This window comes from Methylobacterium sp. UNCCL125 (assembly GCF_900116795.1).
Taxonomy (GTDB): Bacteria; Pseudomonadota; Alphaproteobacteria; order Rhizobiales; family Beijerinckiaceae; genus Methylobacterium; species Methylobacterium fujisawaense.
On sequence record NZ_FPBW01000005.1, the window covers coordinates 247840 to 263201 of the forward strand.

General features: G+C 68.7%; 14 protein-coding genes. 4 read left to right on the forward strand and 10 right to left on the reverse strand.

What is annotated here, in order from left to right; translation table 11 throughout:
• Positions 1 to 94 precede the first annotated feature (94 nt).
• From BM396_RS06530 to BM396_RS06555, 8 genes are all read right to left on the reverse strand, one after another.
• Entirely contained in the window at positions 95 to 700 is a 606-nt protein-coding gene (locus BM396_RS06530; RefSeq protein WP_043382186.1) for a K(+)-transporting ATPase subunit C, read from the reverse strand.
• Positions 701 to 722: 22 nt separating this feature from the next.
• Complete coding sequence (gene kdpB / locus BM396_RS06535; protein ID WP_043382184.1) at positions 723 to 2813, reverse strand: potassium-transporting ATPase subunit KdpB; 2091 nt, start codon at positions 2811 to 2813, stop codon at positions 723 to 725.
• 56 nt (positions 2814 to 2869) lie between these two features.
• On the reverse strand, positions 2870 to 3067 hold the full coding sequence (locus BM396_RS06540; protein WP_043354148.1) for a hypothetical protein: 198 nt from the start codon (positions 3065 to 3067) through the stop codon (positions 2870 to 2872).
• A gap of 1 nt (position 3068) precedes the next feature.
• Complete coding sequence (gene kdpA / locus BM396_RS06545; protein ID WP_091994726.1) at positions 3069 to 4784, reverse strand: potassium-transporting ATPase subunit KdpA; 1716 nt, start codon at positions 4782 to 4784, stop codon at positions 3069 to 3071.
• Positions 4785 to 4806: 22 nt separating this feature from the next.
• The gene (locus BM396_RS06550; RefSeq protein ID WP_020091582.1) at positions 4807 to 4896 is read right to left on the reverse strand and encodes a K(+)-transporting ATPase subunit F; all 90 of its coding nucleotides are present in this window, start codon (positions 4894 to 4896) and stop codon (positions 4807 to 4809) included.
• 11 nt (positions 4897 to 4907) lie between these two features.
• Positions 4908 to 5054: a hypothetical protein gene (locus tag BM396_RS32675; protein WP_158498429.1), complete on the reverse strand. Its 147-nt coding sequence runs from the start codon at positions 5052 to 5054 to the stop codon at positions 4908 to 4910.
• A 363-nt stretch (positions 5055 to 5417) separates the two neighbouring features.
• A complete protein-coding gene (locus BM396_RS32680) occupies positions 5418 to 5558 on the reverse strand; it encodes a hypothetical protein (protein ID WP_164706328.1) in 141 nt (46 codons plus the stop codon).
• Between the two features lie 405 nt (positions 5559 to 5963).
• Positions 5964 to 6173 carry a hypothetical protein gene (locus BM396_RS06555; RefSeq protein WP_043382179.1) on the reverse strand — a complete coding sequence of 70 codons (210 nt, stop codon included), beginning with the start codon at positions 6171 to 6173 and terminating at the stop codon, positions 5964 to 5966.
• Between the two features lie 326 nt (positions 6174 to 6499).
• Here BM396_RS06555 and BM396_RS06560 point away from each other — a divergent pair, with 326 nt between their 5' ends.
• The 4 genes from BM396_RS06560 (at position 6500) to BM396_RS06575 (ending at position 11567) form a co-directional block, all read left to right on the forward strand.
• Positions 6500 to 9424, forward strand: coding sequence for a response regulator (locus tag BM396_RS06560; protein ID WP_043382177.1), 2925 nt, complete (start codon positions 6500 to 6502; stop codon positions 9422 to 9424).
• Between the two features lie 49 nt (positions 9425 to 9473).
• Positions 9474 to 9833, forward strand: a complete 360-nt coding sequence (locus BM396_RS06565; protein WP_043382175.1) for a response regulator — start codon at positions 9474 to 9476, stop codon at positions 9831 to 9833.
• A gap of 46 nt (positions 9834 to 9879) precedes the next feature.
• The gene (locus BM396_RS06570) at positions 9880 to 10935 is read left to right on the forward strand and encodes an adenylate/guanylate cyclase domain-containing protein (RefSeq protein ID WP_043382172.1); all 1056 of its coding nucleotides are present in this window, start codon (positions 9880 to 9882) and stop codon (positions 10933 to 10935) included.
• A gap of 245 nt (positions 10936 to 11180) precedes the next feature.
• On the forward strand, positions 11181 to 11567 hold the full coding sequence (locus tag BM396_RS06575) for a DUF1203 domain-containing protein (protein WP_279897522.1): 387 nt from the start codon (positions 11181 to 11183) through the stop codon (positions 11565 to 11567).
• Between the two features lie 75 nt (positions 11568 to 11642).
• Here BM396_RS06575 and BM396_RS06580 read toward each other — a convergent pair whose 3' ends face one another.
• Both BM396_RS06580 and BM396_RS06585 read right to left on the reverse strand, forming a co-directional pair.
• On the reverse strand, positions 11643 to 14504 hold the full coding sequence (locus BM396_RS06580) for a putative bifunctional diguanylate cyclase/phosphodiesterase (protein WP_043382167.1): 2862 nt from the start codon (positions 14502 to 14504) through the stop codon (positions 11643 to 11645).
• Complete coding sequence (locus BM396_RS06585; protein WP_244538826.1) at positions 14501 to 15214, reverse strand: PstS family phosphate ABC transporter substrate-binding protein; 714 nt, start codon at positions 15212 to 15214, stop codon at positions 14501 to 14503. Before BM396_RS06585 ends, BM396_RS06580 begins: the two co-directional genes overlap by 4 nt.
• Between the last annotated feature and the right edge of the window lie 148 nt (positions 15215 to 15362).

Sequence of the window (15362 nt, forward strand, 5' to 3'; positions counted from 1 at the left end):
CGCGGTGCTCCGGCCGGATGCGCGACCCCCGGCCATCCCCGTCGGGGCCGCTGACGCGGCTCTTCAGGATGCGGGCGGGGATCGGACGTGTCCATCACCGACGGGCGAGATCGTCGACGGCGAGGTTCAGCGCCAGGACGTTGACGCGCGGCTCACCCAGGATGCCCAGGGTGCGCCCCTCGATTCGGGCGGTCACGAGGTCGCGCAGCTTGTCCTCCGGGATGTTGCGGGCCTTGGCGACGCGGGGAACCTGGAAGTAGGCGGCCTCGAGCGAGATGTCCGGATCGAGGCCGGAGCCGCTTGTCGTCACGAGATCGACGGGCACCGGGACGCTCGGATTCTCGGCCTTCAGCGCTTCGACATCGGTCTTCACCCGCTCCGCCAGCGCCGCGCTGGTCGGCCCGAGATTCGAGCCCGAGGAATTGGCCGCGTTGTAGGGCGCCGGCACCGTCTTGGAGGCGTCGGCGGGGTCCGGCGCCGTCGTCGCGGAGGGCCGGCCGTGGAAGTAGCCGGCGCCGGTGAAGGTCTGGCCGATCAGGCTGGATCCGATGACGGTGCCGTCGCGCTCGATCAGGCTGCCGGCGGCCTTGGCGGGGAAGATGGCGCCGGCGAGGCCGGTCATCGCGAGGGGGTAGGCGAGGCCGGTGATCGCGGTCAGCGCGGTGAGCAGGACCAGGGCGGGGCGAAGCTGTTTCAGCATGGCGGGTCTCCGATGGACCGGTTCAGACGAGGTGTAGGGCGCTGACGGCGAGGTCGATGGCCTTGATGCCGACGAAGGGCACGAAGACGCCGCCGAGCCCGTAGATCAGGAGGTTCCGGCGCAGCAGAGCGGCCGCGCCGACGGCCCGGTAGGTGACGCCGCGAAGGGCCAGCGGGATCAGCGCCACGATGATCAGCGCGTTGAAGATGATCGCCGACAGGATCGCGCTCTGCGGCGAGGCGAGGCCCATGATGTTGAGCGCCTGGAGCTGCGGATAGAGGCCCAGGAACATCGCCGGGATGATGGCGAAGTACTTGGCGACGTCGTTGGCGATCGAGAAGGTCGTCAGCGCGCCGCGGGTCATCAGTAATTGCTTGCCGATGCCGACGATCTCGATGAGCTTGGTCGGGTCGCTGTCGAGATCGACCATGTTGCCGGCCTCGCGGGCCGCCACGGTCCCGGTGTTCATCGCGACGCCGACATCGGCCTGGGCGAGGGCGGGGGCGTCGTTGGTGCCGTCGCCGCACATGGCGACGAGCTTGCCGTCCGCCTGCTCCTTGCGGATCAGCGCGAGCTTGTCCTCCGGGGTGGCCTGGGCAAGGAAATCGTCGACGCCGGCCTCCGCCGCGATGGCAGCCGCAGTCATCGGGTTGTCGCCGGTGATCATCACCGTGCGGATGCCCATCTGGCGCAGCTCCGCGAAGCGCTCGCGAATGCCGCCCTTCACAATGTCCTTCAGGTAGACCACGCCGAGCAGCCGCCCGTCCTGCGCAACCGCGAGGGGCGTGCCGCCGGCCTTGGCGATCTCCTCCGCGATGGCGCGGATCTCCTTGACGGCACCCGTCTCCGGAGCCGGCTGGAAGGCGAGGGCGGCGTTCGAGCCCCGGCTCGCCACGGGCTGGCCGGACAGGGACGCGATCACGGCGTCGACCGCGCCCTTGCGGATCGAGGCGCTCTCCAGATCGACGCCCGACATGCGCGATTGCGCGGTGAACGGCACGAAGTTCGCGTTGAGACCCGCCATGTCGCGGGCGCGGATGCCGTACTTCTCCTTGGCCAGCACGACGATCGAGCGGCCCTCCGGCGTCTCGTCCGCCAGGGAGGCGAGCTGCGCCGCGTCGGCGAGCTCCTGCGCGCTCACGCCGGAGACCGGGCGGAACTCGGTGGCCTGCCGGTTGCCGAGCGTGATCGTGCCGGTCTTGTCGAGGAGCAGGGTGTCGACGTCGCCCGCGGCCTCGACGGCGCGGCCCGACATGGCGAGCACGTTGAAGCGCACCAGCCGGTCCATGCCGGCGATGCCGATCGCCGAGAGCAGCGCGCCGATCGTCGTGGGGATCAGCGTGACGAACAGGGCGACGAGGACGATCACGGGGATCGAACCGCCCGCGTAGCTCGCGAAGCTCGGGATCGAGGCCACCGCGAAGACGAACACGATGGTGAGCCCGGCGAGCAGGATGTTCAGGGCGATCTCGTTCGGCGTCTTCTGCCGCGAGGCGCCCTCCACCAGGGCGATCATCCGGTCGACGAAGGTCGAGCCGGCCGCCGCGGTGATGCGGACCTTGATCTCGTCCGAAAGAACCTGCGTGCCGCCGGTCACCGCCGAGCGGTCGCCGCCGGATTCGCGGATCACCGGTGCGGATTCGCCCGTGATGGCGGCCTCGTTCACGGAGGCCACGCCCTCGATCACCTCGCCGTCGGAGGGGATCAGGTCGCCGGCCTCGACCAAGACGACGTCGCCGACCTTGAGGGCGGTGCCCGGCACCGTCTCGTAGGCCCGGCCCGCCCCCTTGAGGCGCTTGGCCGTCATCTCGGTGCGGGTGCGCCGCAGGCTGTCGGCCTGGGCCTTGCCGCGCCCCTCCGCGAGGGCCTCGGCGAAGTTGGCGAAGATCAGGGTGAACCACAGCCAGAGGATGATCTGGCCGGAGAAGGCGAGGTCGCTGCCGCCGGTGACGAGGTCGCGGGCGAACAGGACCGTGGTGAGCGCCGCCACGACCTCGACCACGAACATGACCGGGTTGCGGATCATGGCGCGGGGATCGAGCTTCCTGACGGAGCCGATGAGGGCCGGCCCGATCAGGGCGGCACTGAACAGGGATGATGTCTGACGCGACATGGAAGATGTCCGGAAGGGGTGGGGAGCCCGGCGCGGCGCGCCGGGCGCTTTTGGGATCAGAGGGCCAGCCTGCCGGCCGTCAGGGCGTAGGCGGCCAGGAGGGCGAAGCCGCCGAGCAGGACGACGCCAAGGAGCGCCAGGACGAGGTCCGACGTCCGCAGGGGCGGGGCACCGGCGCGGTCGCGCCGGTGCGGCTGCCGGTGCAGCACGAGGTGGTGGCGCGCGACGCGCCGGGCGGGGAGGGCGCGGGGCATCTCAGCCCCCCGTCGCGAAGGTCTGGCCGGCCGCGCCCGCGAGGTGCTCGACCACGGGGCCGAGGGCCAGCGAGGGGAAGAAGGTCAGGCCGCCGATGATCAGGATCACGCCGACGAGGAGCCCGACGAACAGGCCGCCATGCGTCGGGAACGTGCCCGCGGAGGCCGGGACCGTCTTCTTGGCGGCGAGCGAGCCCGCGATGGCCAGGACCGGGATCTTCACGAAGAACCGGCCGACCAGCATGCTGATGGCCAGGGTGCTGTTGTAGAACAGCGTGTTGGCCGTCAGCCCGCCGAAGGCCGAGCCGTTGTTGGCCGCCGCCGACGTGTAGGCGTAGAGGATCTCCGAGAAGCCGTGCGGACCGGCATTGGCCGGGCCGGCGAGGCCCGCCGGCACCACCGTCGCCAGGGCGGTGAAGCCCAGCATCATCAGCGGCAGGCAGAGGATGCCGAGCATGGCCATCTTCACCTCCTTCGCCTCGATCTTCTTGCCGAGGTATTCGGGGGTGCGGCCGACCATCAGGCCCGCCACGAAGATCGCCACGATCACGAAGATCAGCATGCCGTAGAGGCCGGCGCCGACGCCGCCGATGATGATCTCGCCGAGCTGCATGTTGAGCAGCGGGATCAGGCCGCCAAGCGCCGTGAACGAGTCGTGCATGGCGTTGACGGCGCCGCAGGAGGCCGCCGTGGTGATCACCGCGAACAGCGCCGAGGCGGCGATGCCGAAGCGGGTCTCCTTGCCCTCCATGTTGCCGCCGGTCAGCCCGAAGCTGTTCAGGACGGCGCTGCCGTGGGCCTCGGCCCAATAGGTGACGAGGACGCCCGCGAGGAACAGGATCCCCATGGCGCCGAGGATCGCCCAGCCCTGGCGCTCGTCGCCGACCATGCGGCCGAAGACGTTGGTCAGCGCGGCGCCGATCACGAAGATCGAGACCATCTGGACGAAGTTCGACAGGGCGGTGGGGTTCTCGAACGGGTGCGCGGCGTTGGCGTTGAAGAAGCCGCCGCCATTGGTCCCGAGCATCTTGATCGCCACCTGGCTCGCCACCGGTCCGAGCGCGAGGGTCTGGTGCGCGCCCTCCAGGGTCGTGGCGTCGACGTAGGCGCCGAGCGTCTGCGGCATGCCCTGGCAGACGAGGAACAGCGTGTAAGGCACGCAGATCGGCAGAAGCACGTAGAGGGTGGCGCGGGTCACATCGACCCAGAACGAGCCGATCGTGCCCGACGAGGCGCGGGCGAACCCGCGGATCAGCGCCACCGCCACCGCGATGCCGGTCGCCGCCGACAGGAAGTTCTGGTGCGTCAGCCCCAGCATCTGGGAGAGGTACGAGAGCGTGGTCTCGCCGCCGTAGGACTGCCAGTTGGTGTTGGTGATGAAGCTGGTCGACGTGTTGAACGCGAGATCCGGCGCCACCGCGGTCTGATCGGCCGGATTGAGCGGCAGCACCGCCTGCAGCCGCAGGATCGCGTACAGCACCGCAAAGCCCAGCACGTGGAACAGGATGACCGCGCCCGTATAGGCCAGCCAGTGCTGCTCCTGGCGGGCATCGATGCCGGACACGCGGTAGAGCCCGCGCTCGACGGGGCCGAGCACGGGTGAGAGGAGGGTGCGCTCTCCGGTGAAGACCCGGGTCATGTACGATCCGAGGGGCTTCACGAGCGCCAGAACGACCGCGCAGTAGAGCGCGATCTGGATCCAGCCGTTGAGGTTCATGGGGGAGATCCGTCAGGGCCGCTCAGAACCGCTCGGGGCGGACGAGGGCGTAGGTGAGGTAGACGAGGAGGCCGGCGGTCACGCAGGCGCCGAGGGCGAGGTCGAGGGTCATGGCGGACTCTCTCAGAGCCGATCGCAGGCGGCCGCGTAGCCGGCCGCGGCGGCAAAGAAGGCGAGCGCTCCGGCGAGGAAGACGATGTCGAGCATGGGGGTCAGGTCCGGTTCGGCGGACCGGCCGCGGAGGTTCCGCACCCGGCCTTGGCCGACCATCAGTGTCGCCTCAAACCGCGTTAGGGTTCGAGCGAGGACCGGGGCGGAACTTATAAGGGTCGCGTTAGGATCGTGCGCGTCCGACGAAGCTCGCACGCAACGCGCCGCAGGCTGCCGGCATCGTCAGCCGCGCGGCGCCGGGGCAGAGCGCACGCCACAGCGCCCGATCCAGCCGGATCACGCCCGCGGCCTCGCCGCGAATGCCGCCATAGATCAACCCACAAGCGTGGCAGCGCCCGGCGACGGGCACGATGGGGCAGGCGCAGGGCGCGGCCAAGCCAATCTGCGGCGACCGCCCGGGTGCGGGACAGGACGGCGCTCCGGAGGGCCGGTCGTCCAAATCGAGCGCCGTAACCGAGGCGCTCATCGAGCGGTGAAGGGTTCGGGGATGTTCAGAGCCAGCAGCAGGACCGAGATGGCCGACCAAGCGCCGAGCGTGACGATCATCAGCGCGAAGACGCGGTCGGCCCGACATTCGGCGAGGATATGGCGGAGGATCTGCATGGGGGGGCTCCATCCGGGCATGTGCCCGGTGGCGCGATCACGTCCCCGTCGGCCGTGAGGATCCAAGACGGCTGCAGAGCATCCGGCGTAGGGATGTCATCAGGATCGCGAGCGACTGCGAGGTCAGGCGTCCCGTCGTCGGCGGCCGTGGTCTGCGGCTGTGCCGCCGGCGCCGTGGCAAGACCGAGGAAGCTCGGATCGAGTTCGTGCAGGAAGCAGGGCGGCGAGCTGTACGGGCCGACTTCCAGGTCGGCGCATGCGGAAGACGTAACCGTCGGCCCCTGCGGCCGGGATGCGTCTGAAGCCATGATTCGGCCCTTCCCGGTGCGGCTCGTCCGCGCCCGCGGCCGGACATCCGCATCGAAGCGGACGCCGACCTCTGCATCGTCCGTCTCGCGACCGGCCCTATGCCGGTTCGGTCTCGGGCTGCTCGGTCGAACTGAACACGATGTCGCCGGTCCGCTCGCAGATCACGCTCACCGACGTCGCACCCTTCTCCCGGTGCTGGATTGGCAGTTGCGCCAGCGCGTAGGCCGTCGCCGCCTCGAGGTCGCACGGCCAGAGCTTGGTAAAGCTCTCGCGCTTTCCCTTACGAAAAGTGATCTTGTAGGCCATTATTTCCTCCGTTTTCACGGAAGATACACTGTACCTGACGCGACGCGACGCCTCGCCCAGACATGGCACCGATGCGTCCGGGGCGGGCACGGATGATCGGCGGCCGTGACGGACCGGCTGAAATCGACGGTCTGTTACGAGCGGCCATACCTGTGGGCACATCGTTCACCGCAACGCGACAGCAGTTCTGACGCCGCTTGATCCGACAATTGGACCATGTAACGGTGTCGAATAATGAATAGCCAGGCTTCGGACAACGCGTGTGTCCGGCCTCACGCGGCAAGCCGCGGCGCCCTCGAAGCGTCGTCGTCAGGGTGGTCCGAGCCATGTCTCACACGCCGGCCGGGTCCCCGTTCGAGACGTCTCCGGATGCGGTGGGGGCCGCGATCCGGACCGCCGGATCGCCCGAGGACGGCGTCGCCAGGCACAAGCTCATCGAGGCCATCGAGAGCAGCTCCGAGGGGTTCGCGCTGTTCGATTCGGACGACCGCCTCGTCTTCTGCAACCGGCACTTCCAGGATTTCCATCCCGGCCTGTCGGCGATCATCGTCCCGGGCGTGACGTTCGCGGCCATCGCCCGAGCCGTCGCCGAGACCTGCATCGTGCGCGCGGACGGGACGACGGTCGAGGCGTGGCTGGCGGAGCGGATCGCCCGTTATCGCGCACCGCGCGGGCCGCTCCTCCAGCAGCGCGTCGACGGCCGCTGGGTCCAGGTCAGCGAGCGCAAGATCAACGACGGCGGCGTCGTTGCCGTCTATACCGACGTGACCGAGATCAAGCGTGCCGAGCAGGCGCTCCGGGCGACGCAGGGCCGGCTGACCTACCTGCTGACCGCGTCCCCGTCGATGATCTGCAGTTTCGAGGTGGGCGGCCGCAACGCGCCGACCTTCATCAGCGAGAATGTACGCGATCTCCTCGGCTACGAGCCCGGCGATTATCTGGCCGGACCGGAATTCTGGCTGGAGCGGCTGCACCCCGAAGACCGGGAGCGCGTCCTCGGCGAATTCCCGCATCTGCTCGATCAGGGTCACAACGTCATCGAATACCGGTTCCTGCACGCGAACGGCACCTATCGCTGGGTCCGGGACGAGCAGCGCCTCCTGCGCGATCCGAACGGTCGGCCCGTCGAGGTGGTCGAGTCGTGGAGCGACATCACGGAGCGCAAGGAAGCCGAGCTGGCGCTTCAGAAGCAGACCGCCTTCGTCGAGCTGCTCCAGGCGGCGGCCGCAGCCGCCAACGAGGCGCCGACGGTGGCGGAGGCCCTGCGCTTCTGTCTGGAACGCATCGCCCACCATGCCGGCTGGCCCCTCGGCCACGCCTACACCCGCGCCGATGACGGAAGCCGGGCCCTCCTGCCGACGGGGATCTGGCATTGCGACACGCCAGAAGGGTTCGCCCAGTTGCGCGCGGCGACGGCCGGGACGCCGCTCGGTCCGGGAACGGGCCTCGCCGGTCGCGTCTTGCTCTCCGGGGCTCCCGAATGGACCCTCGGCGATCCGACGCTGGCCGGAGATCCCCGCGCCCCGGCGGCCGCGCAGGACGGGGTCCGGGCGGGCTTCGGCTTTCCCGTGACGGTCGGGCGCGAGGTGGTGGCGGTGCTGGAATTCTTCGCCCGCGATGCATCGCCGCCGGACGCGTCGCTGCTGCGGGTGATGAGCAATATCGGCGCGCAGCTGGGGCGGGTGATCGAGCGCAAGCAGGCCGAGGAACGTCTGCGGCAGGCCAAGGAGGCGGCCGAGGAAGCCAGCCGCGCCAAGAGCAGCTTCCTGGCCAATATGAGCCACGAATTGCGCACGCCGCTCAATGCGATCATCGGCTTCACCCGGCTGGTGATGCGCCGGGCGAAGGACGCCCTGCCGGTGAAGCAGTTCGAGAACCTCGAGAAGATCCTGGCGAGTTCAGAGCACCTTCTCTCGCTGATCAACAGCATCCTCGATCTCGCCAAGGTCGAAGCGGGACGGATGGAGGTGAAACCGTCCGACTTCACGCTGGAGCCGGTCCTCGACCTCTGCCTCAGGACGGTCGAGCCCCTCGTCAAGAACGAGGGCGTGCAGCTCGTTCGAGATGTCCGGGATACGCCCGCGACCCTCCGGACCGACGAGGAGAAGCTGCGGCAGATCCTCATCAACCTGCTCAGCAACGCCATCAAGTTTACCGAGGCCGGATCGGTGACGCTGCGCGTCCGTCCGGTTGGCGAGAGTGTCGAATTCGCCGTGATCGACACCGGCATCGGCATTCCCGCCGACGCGCTGAATGCGATCTTCGAGGAGTTCCATCAGGTCGACAACAGCGCCACGCGCTCCCACAGCGGCACGGGCCTCGGTCTGGCGATCAGCCACCGGCTCGCCCGGCTGCTCGGCGGAAAGATCGGCGTCGAGAGCCGGGAAGGGGCGGGGTCGACCTTCACCCTCAGCATCCCGATGCGGATCGCCGGCGCCGCCGAGGGACCGCCGAGTCCGAGGCCGGCGCTCCCGGTAACGCCGGTGTCCCGGTCGGGCGCCAAGCTCGTGCTCGCGATCGACGACGATCCCAACGTCGTCTACCTGCTGCAGGAGAACCTCGCCGATGCCGGCTACACGGTCATCGGCGCATCGAGCGGCCAGGACGGGCTTCTGAAGGCGCGGGAGCTGCAACCGCGTGCCATCACCCTCGACATCATGATGCCCGGCACCGACGGCTGGCAGGTGCTGCACGCGCTGAAGACCGATCCGCTGACGCGGGACATCCCGGTCGTGCTGATCTCGATCGTCGACCAGAAGGAGCTGGGCTTCCGCCTCGGAGCGACCGACTACATCGTGAAGCCGTTCGAGCGGGAAGCCCTGATCGGCGCCCTCGCGCGGATCGCCCCCGACAACGAGCGCATCCTCGTGATCGACGACGATCCCAACGTTCCCGACCTCGTGCGCCAGCTGCTCAACGCGGAGCAATGCACCGTCGATTGGGTGGCGGACGGGGCGGCCGGCCTGGAGCGTATCGCTCAGGCCCGCCCGAGCGTCATCCTGCTCGACCTGCTGATGCCGCGGATGGACGGCCTCGCCTTCCTGGACGCCCTCCAGGCCGATCCGGTCGGCCGGACGATCCCCGTCGTGGTCCTGACAGCCGCATCCCTGGATACGGCCGAGCGCGACATGCTGCGGGAGCGGGTACTCGGACTGATCGACAAGAGCGGTCTCGACCGCGCCGCCCTGGTCCGCGAGGTGCGGCGCGTGCTGCCGGTCCTGGAGCTCGAGGCGGCCGACCGTGACCGATGAGCCGTCGGCTACGCCCTGCGCGCCGGTCCGCTCCCTCGGGGATCAACGCATGAAGCGAATACTTATCGTCGAGGATGTCGAACTCAATCGTGATCTGCTGACTCAATTGCTCGAGGACACGTACGAGCTTGTCATCGCGGTCGACGGCGCCGCCGGGGTCGAGATGGCGATCGCCCACCGGCCCGACCTCATCCTCATGGATCTGTCGCTGCCGCTCGTCGACGGCTGGGAGGCGACACGCCGCATCAAGGCCAACGCGTCCACCGCCGCCATCCCGGTGGTGGCGATCACCGCCAACGCGATGACGGGCGACGAGGATCGGGCGCGAGCGGCCGGCTGCGACGACTTCATGACCAAGCCCGTCGACGAAGACCTGTTGTTCGTCAAGTTGCGGCACTGGCTCGATTGAGCCCGGCCGATCCGGCCGCAGTCTCGCGCCGGAGGGAGAGGAACCTGTGGAGCCAGCCCGCATCCTCATCGTCGACGATGAGCCCTTCAACCTCGACCTGCTGGAACAGGAACTGGAAATCCTGGGCCACACGAGCGTCCGTGCGGCCAACGGACGAGCCGCCCTCGACCGGCTGAGCGAGGAGCCGTTCGACCTCGTCCTCCTCGACGTGATGATGCCGGCTCTCGACGGCTATGCCGTGCTCGAACGGATGAAGGCCCACGAGGCATGGCGCCACACGCCGGTGGTGATGATCTCCGCGCTGATGGAGATCGGCAGCATCGTCCGATGCATCGAACTCGGCGCCTTCGACTACCTCCCGAAGCCCTTCGAGCCGGTGATCCTGGAAGCTCGCATCCGCTCGTGCCTGGAGCGGAAGCGGGCCCATGACCGCGAGATCGCACACCTGCGAACGATCGAGCGTGAGCGCAAGCGGGCCGACGAACTGCTTCATGCCATCCTGCCGGTCTCGGCCGTGTCGGAACTGATGGAGACCGGACAGGTCAAGCCGCGCCTGTTCGGCGACGTCGCCGTCCTGTTCGTCGACCTCGTGGGTTTCACGACCTGGTGCCATGGTCAGACACCGGACGTCGTCGTCGCGGAGATCCAGCGCCTGGCCGAAGCGTTCGAGGTCGTCGCGCAGGCGCGGGGTCTCGAGAACATCAAGACCATCGGCGATGCCTTCATGGCAACGGCGAACCTGCTGCGTGAACATGCCGACCCGGTCACGGCCGCGATCCGATGTGCCGCCGACATGGTGGCGGTCGCGGCGGCCGGAGAGCCCGGCTGGCGGATCCGCGGTGGACTCCATATCGGGCCGGTGGTCGGTGGCATCGTGGGCCGGACGAAGTTCACGTTCGATCTCTGGGGCGACACGGTCAACGTCGCGGCGCGCCTGTCGGGCCTCGGCGAGGGAACCGCGCTGCATCTGTCGCACGCGGCGTTTCTGCGCCTGCCCGACCGGCGGAGCGTCCGGCCGATCGGCGCGGTGACGCTCAAGGGCAAGGGCGCGGTCGAAGTCTATCGCCACGCGCTCGACCCGGGCGATCCGGACCCCGCCTGAAGCGCGTGCGGCTGCGCGCGTCGCCGTCTCGCGCACGGGCCTTCACGGATCGTCCCCACGGGACCTGCTCGGCGGACCTGATTGCGCAGCAAGAAGCGGGATGCAGCACCTCTGCGACGCGCCGTACAGCGGGTCGCGGAGGAAGAGAGATGACGAGATTTCGATGTGTTCCGATCGAGACGGCGACGGCGGACCGCTTCCGTCGCACGGGCTTCGATGACCGGGGCAACCCGATCCGGCGGATCATGGCGACGGCGAGCGGACAATTTCCCTGCCGACATTGTCTCAAACTTGCAAAAGCCGGTGAGAGCATGCTGCTGGGATCCTACGATCTCCGGCAGCCGCTCGGCATCTACTGGACCCCGAGTCCGATCTTCCTGCACGAGAGGGAGTGCCCGTATACGGAGACGGTCGACGCGGTCGCGCCCATCGTTCATGCGAATCCGCTGGTCTCCGTTCGGGCCTACGACGCCGATCACCTCTGTCTCTACGACCTCGGAAGGGTCTGCCCAGGCGGCGATGTCGCGGAGCCGCTTCGACGCGCCCTCGACGACTCGCGGACGCTCTTCGTCAACATCCACACCGCCCGGCCCGGCTGTCTGCTGTCGCGGGTGGAACGGGTGACGGACTGAGCCGGAGCGGGCCATATCGCCCCGTTGCGCGCGCGAACCGCCCGAGCGCTGAGGGCCGTCAGACACAGGGCGCCTTTAGGCCGCGGCGTTCAACGCGTTCTGCGTGTTGATGAAGTCGGGTACGTCGGCCGCCGGGATCGGCCGGCTCAGCAGATAGCCCTGAACCTCCGAGAATCCGCTCGCCCGCAGCCGGGCAAGCTGTTCCGGCGTCTCGACGCCCTCGGCCGTCGTGGTGATCTTCAGGCTGCGACCGAGTTCGGCAACGACGTGGACGATGGCAGCCGCCTCGTCCTTCTCCAAGAGATTCCGGACGAACGACTGATCCAGCTTGATCTTGTCGAAGCGGAAGGTGTTCAGCGAGCTCAGGGATGAGTAGCCGGTCCCGAAATCGTCCATCGAGAATCGCACGCCCAGGCGACGCAGGCGGGTCAGCATATCGAAGCTCGCCTGATCCTGGCTCAGGATCACGGATTCGGTGATCTCGAGTTCGAGCCGCTGGCTCGGCAGTCGGGTCGTGCGCAGGACCTCCTCGACGAACCGGTCGAGATTGCCTTCGCGGAACTGGATCGGCGAGATGTTGACGGCGACACGCTGCTTGCCCGGCCACCCCATCGCGTCCGCGCAGGCCTTTTGCAGGACGTAAGCGCCGAGGGCGTCGATCAGCCCGGTCGCCTCGGCGACCGGAATGAACTCCCCGGGCGAGATCATGCCCCGCTCCGGGTGATGCCAGCGGGCCAGAGCCTCGAAACTGGTCACCGCGTTCGTCGCCAGATCGAACAGCGGCTGATAATGCAGCGCGATCTGGTCGGTCCCGATCGCCAGCCGCAACTCCCGTTCGAGCCAGCGTCGCTGATTCTGGCGTTCCTCCATTTCCGGCTCGAAGACGCGGACGCGCCGGCCACCGTCGGCCTTGGCGGCATAGAGGGCAACGTCGGCGCGACGCAGGAGATCGTCGCCGTCGGCATCGTCCGCCGCGGAGACCGCGAGCCCGAGACTCGCATCGACGGACACGAACTGTCCGGCGAGGATGAACGGCCGCCTGAGCTGGGTGAGGACCTCATCCGCCAGCGCGAGAACGCCGGCCGGTAAATCCGCCTCCGAGAGGACCATGGCGAATTCGTCACCGCCGAGCCGCGCAACGGTGCCGCCGGGCGGGCAGAGCACGGTCAGGCGTCGACCGACCTGCCGGAGCAACTCGTCGCCTGCCGGGTGGCCCAGGGTGTCGTTGATCCCCTTGAAGTCGTCGAGGTCGAGGCAGATCACGGTCACCGCCCGGCCGTCATGCGCATGGCCTGCCAAGGCCGCGGCCAAGCGATCCGCAAGCAGGGCCCGGTTGGAGAGACCGGTCAGGGCGTCGTGGGTCGCGAGATGGGCGATCCGGGCTTGGGCCGTCACGCTCGCGGTGACGTCCTCATGCGTTTCCACCCAGCCGCCGTCCGCCATGGGCTCGACGGTGATCTCGACGCATCGCTCGTCCGCGAGCGTCCTGGTCAGAGACCGCCGGTGCGGGCGGCTCTCCGGACCCGACCAATCCGCAAGACCGGCCAGCTGGCGGACATCCGCATGCGTCGGTTCGGCTTCGAGCGCATCCGGAGCGATATTGTAGATCCGGCAGAACTGCGCGTTGAACACCTTGAGGCGACCATGGGCGCCGAACATGCACAGGCCCTGGGACATGTTGTTCAGGGCCGCATCGAACCGCTCGTTCTGCTCCTGCAGCTGCCGCTCGCGCTCCGTCAGGATCGTGTTCTGCCGGAAGACGTCGTCGCGCAGCTGATCCCGCTCCGACAGGGAATGTTCGAGCACGACGACGGCGCGGGCGATGTCGCCGACCTCGTCCGCGCGGTCGATATCGGGCACGCTGACGTGCCAGTTCCCGCGCGCCACCTCGGACACCGTCTGCGTGATGCGCACCAGCGGACGGGTGATCCGGCTGGACAGGATGAGCAGGACCAGGGCGACAAGGCATAGGGTCAGGCCCGCGACGACGCTGAGCGTCCTGAGGAGCGAGCGGGAACTCTCCTCGCCGATGCCGACGACCTTTCCGGTGAGCTGCTGCAACTCACGCAGCGGCGCCGCGACGCAGAGACGGAGATCCGGAGGCAGAGGAAGGCAGCGCGCGACCTTCTCGGCCCCGACGACGGCGTGCAGATCCGCGCCCGAGATGTCGCCGAGCCGCGCGTCGGCGACGTCGGCACCGGCCGAGGAGAGGAGGCTTTGCCCCGACAGGATCAGCACGTCGCGTCCGCTCAGCGATGCGAAGGCGGTCAGGGTCGGCTCGTGCGGTCGCAGGACGCGATAACCGACCAGTCCGCCGATCACGTCGCCGAACTCGTCGAACAGCGGCTGGCCGAAGACATCGGCGACCGCACCGGACTCTTCGGCGGCGAGCGCCTTCGCGAGGCCCTCGTCCCAGCGCAGGGTCAGCACAAACCCATTTGCGTGCTCCCGGTCGTTCCCGGCGATCACGGCGCGCAACGCGGTGGCGACGGCCGTCGTCCCGAAGGCCGCATTGGCGGCGAGGAGATCCGCATCGACGCGGTCGGCGGTGAGGGCGCGCAGGTTGACGTCGAAGGCGATCGCCCCGTCGACATCCGCCAGGGCGAGGGCGGGCCGCATGAGCTCCGACGCCGCCACCGTGTTGCCGGAGAACACAGCCTTCACCACATCCCAGCGCTTCGCCATGGTGGCGAAGCGGCGCTCGACATCCTCGCGCTGCATCGCGAGCCGGGCCGCGGCGAGCTTGGCATCGCTCAGGAGGCGATCGGAGAGCTGGGTTTCGGACCAGGTCGTGACTTCCTGCGCCTGTTCCCGCAACGTCTGCTCGGAGCGGAGAACCACGAGGAAAACGAGAGCCGCGAGTGCGATCGCGGCCGTCGAGAGCGTCGCACCGACGAGGCGTGCGCGCAGGGATCGCGAGAAGACGGTGCCCGTCACGGCTTGAGCGGGGCGCCGCCCCGCTCCGCCATCAGCTGCCCGGCGCGATCCGACGTTGCGAAGGCGAGGAACGCCGACGCCTCCGCGTCTTTCGTGGCGGTCTTGTAGATGAGCGCCAGGGTCACCGCGCTGGGATAGCCCGGGTCACGCGGCGCCCTGCCGTCGATCGACAGAACCGTGAAATCGCTTGCCAGACCCGGAGAGAAAGGGCCGAATCCAATGGCGCCGGGCGTATCCCGAACGGTCGCGATCGCGTCCTGCGTGGTGGTCGCGGTCTTCGAGCGGCTGGTCAGGACGAGATCACGCCAGCCCGGCATGGTCGCCCGGAGCACCGACAGCGTGCTGTCGGTCTCCTCGCGACGGACCACCCGGATCTTCAGATCGGGGCCGCCGAGCACACTCCAGTTGTCGATCCCGCCCGAGAAGACCGCGGCCACCTGTGCGCTCGTCAACGTCGCCACGCCGACACCGCGATGAACGAAGATCGCCGACGGAATTCGGATGAGCGGCACCTCCACGAGGCCCTGCGCTTTCTCCGTCTCGGTGAGCGGACGCGCGACCCGCCCGAGCTTCTGGCGCTCACCGCCCACGCTCGCCACGGCCCCCCCGGAGCCAATGCTCGGGGGAACCGAGACGCGGGCTTGGCCATGCTCCGCATTGTAGGAATCGGCGACGGCCTGGAGCATCTCGATCCCGTCGCCCGTACCCACGATCGGGAGATCCTCCGCCCGGACGCCGGTCGACGCGGTCAGAAGGAGAATGGCGAGCGCGGTAGCGCTTCGAACGTTCGCGAATATGGGGCCCATTGCCGCAGAATGCGTCTCGAATGCTTAACCTCGAGTCACCAACTAGGTTGCT

What these genes read in the sequence shown, in the direction of transcription:
- BM396_RS32675 (WP_158498429.1), bottom strand. Translation starts at nt 5,054, where the DNA reads ATGGTCGGCCAAGGCCGGGTGCGGAACCTCCGCGGCCGGTCCGCCGAA.
- BM396_RS06540 (WP_043354148.1), bottom strand. Translation starts at nt 3,067, where the DNA reads ATGCCCCGCGCCCTCCCCGCCCGGCGCGTCGCGCGCCACCACCTCGTG.
- BM396_RS06565 (WP_043382175.1), top strand. Translation starts at nt 9,474, where the DNA reads ATGAAGCGAATACTTATCGTCGAGGATGTCGAACTCAATCGTGATCTG.
- BM396_RS06575 (WP_279897522.1), top strand. Translation starts at nt 11,181, where the DNA reads ATGGCGACGGCGAGCGGACAATTTCCCTGCCGACATTGTCTCAAACTT.
- kdpA (WP_091994726.1), bottom strand. Translation starts at nt 4,784, where the DNA reads ATGAACCTCAACGGCTGGATCCAGATCGCGCTCTACTGCGCGGTCGTT.
- BM396_RS06560 (WP_043382177.1), top strand. Translation starts at nt 6,500, where the DNA reads ATGTCTCACACGCCGGCCGGGTCCCCGTTCGAGACGTCTCCGGATGCG.
- BM396_RS06555 (WP_043382179.1), bottom strand. Translation starts at nt 6,173, where the DNA reads ATGGCCTACAAGATCACTTTTCGTAAGGGAAAGCGCGAGAGCTTTACC.
- BM396_RS06530 (WP_043382186.1), bottom strand. Translation starts at nt 700, where the DNA reads ATGCTGAAACAGCTTCGCCCCGCCCTGGTCCTGCTCACCGCGCTGACC.
- BM396_RS06550 (WP_020091582.1), bottom strand. Translation starts at nt 4,896, where the DNA reads ATGACCCTCGACCTCGCCCTCGGCGCCTGCGTGACCGCCGGCCTCCTC.
- BM396_RS32680 (WP_164706328.1), bottom strand. Translation starts at nt 5,558, where the DNA reads ATGCAGATCCTCCGCCATATCCTCGCCGAATGTCGGGCCGACCGCGTC.
- kdpB (WP_043382184.1), bottom strand. Translation starts at nt 2,813, where the DNA reads ATGTCGCGTCAGACATCATCCCTGTTCAGTGCCGCCCTGATCGGGCCG.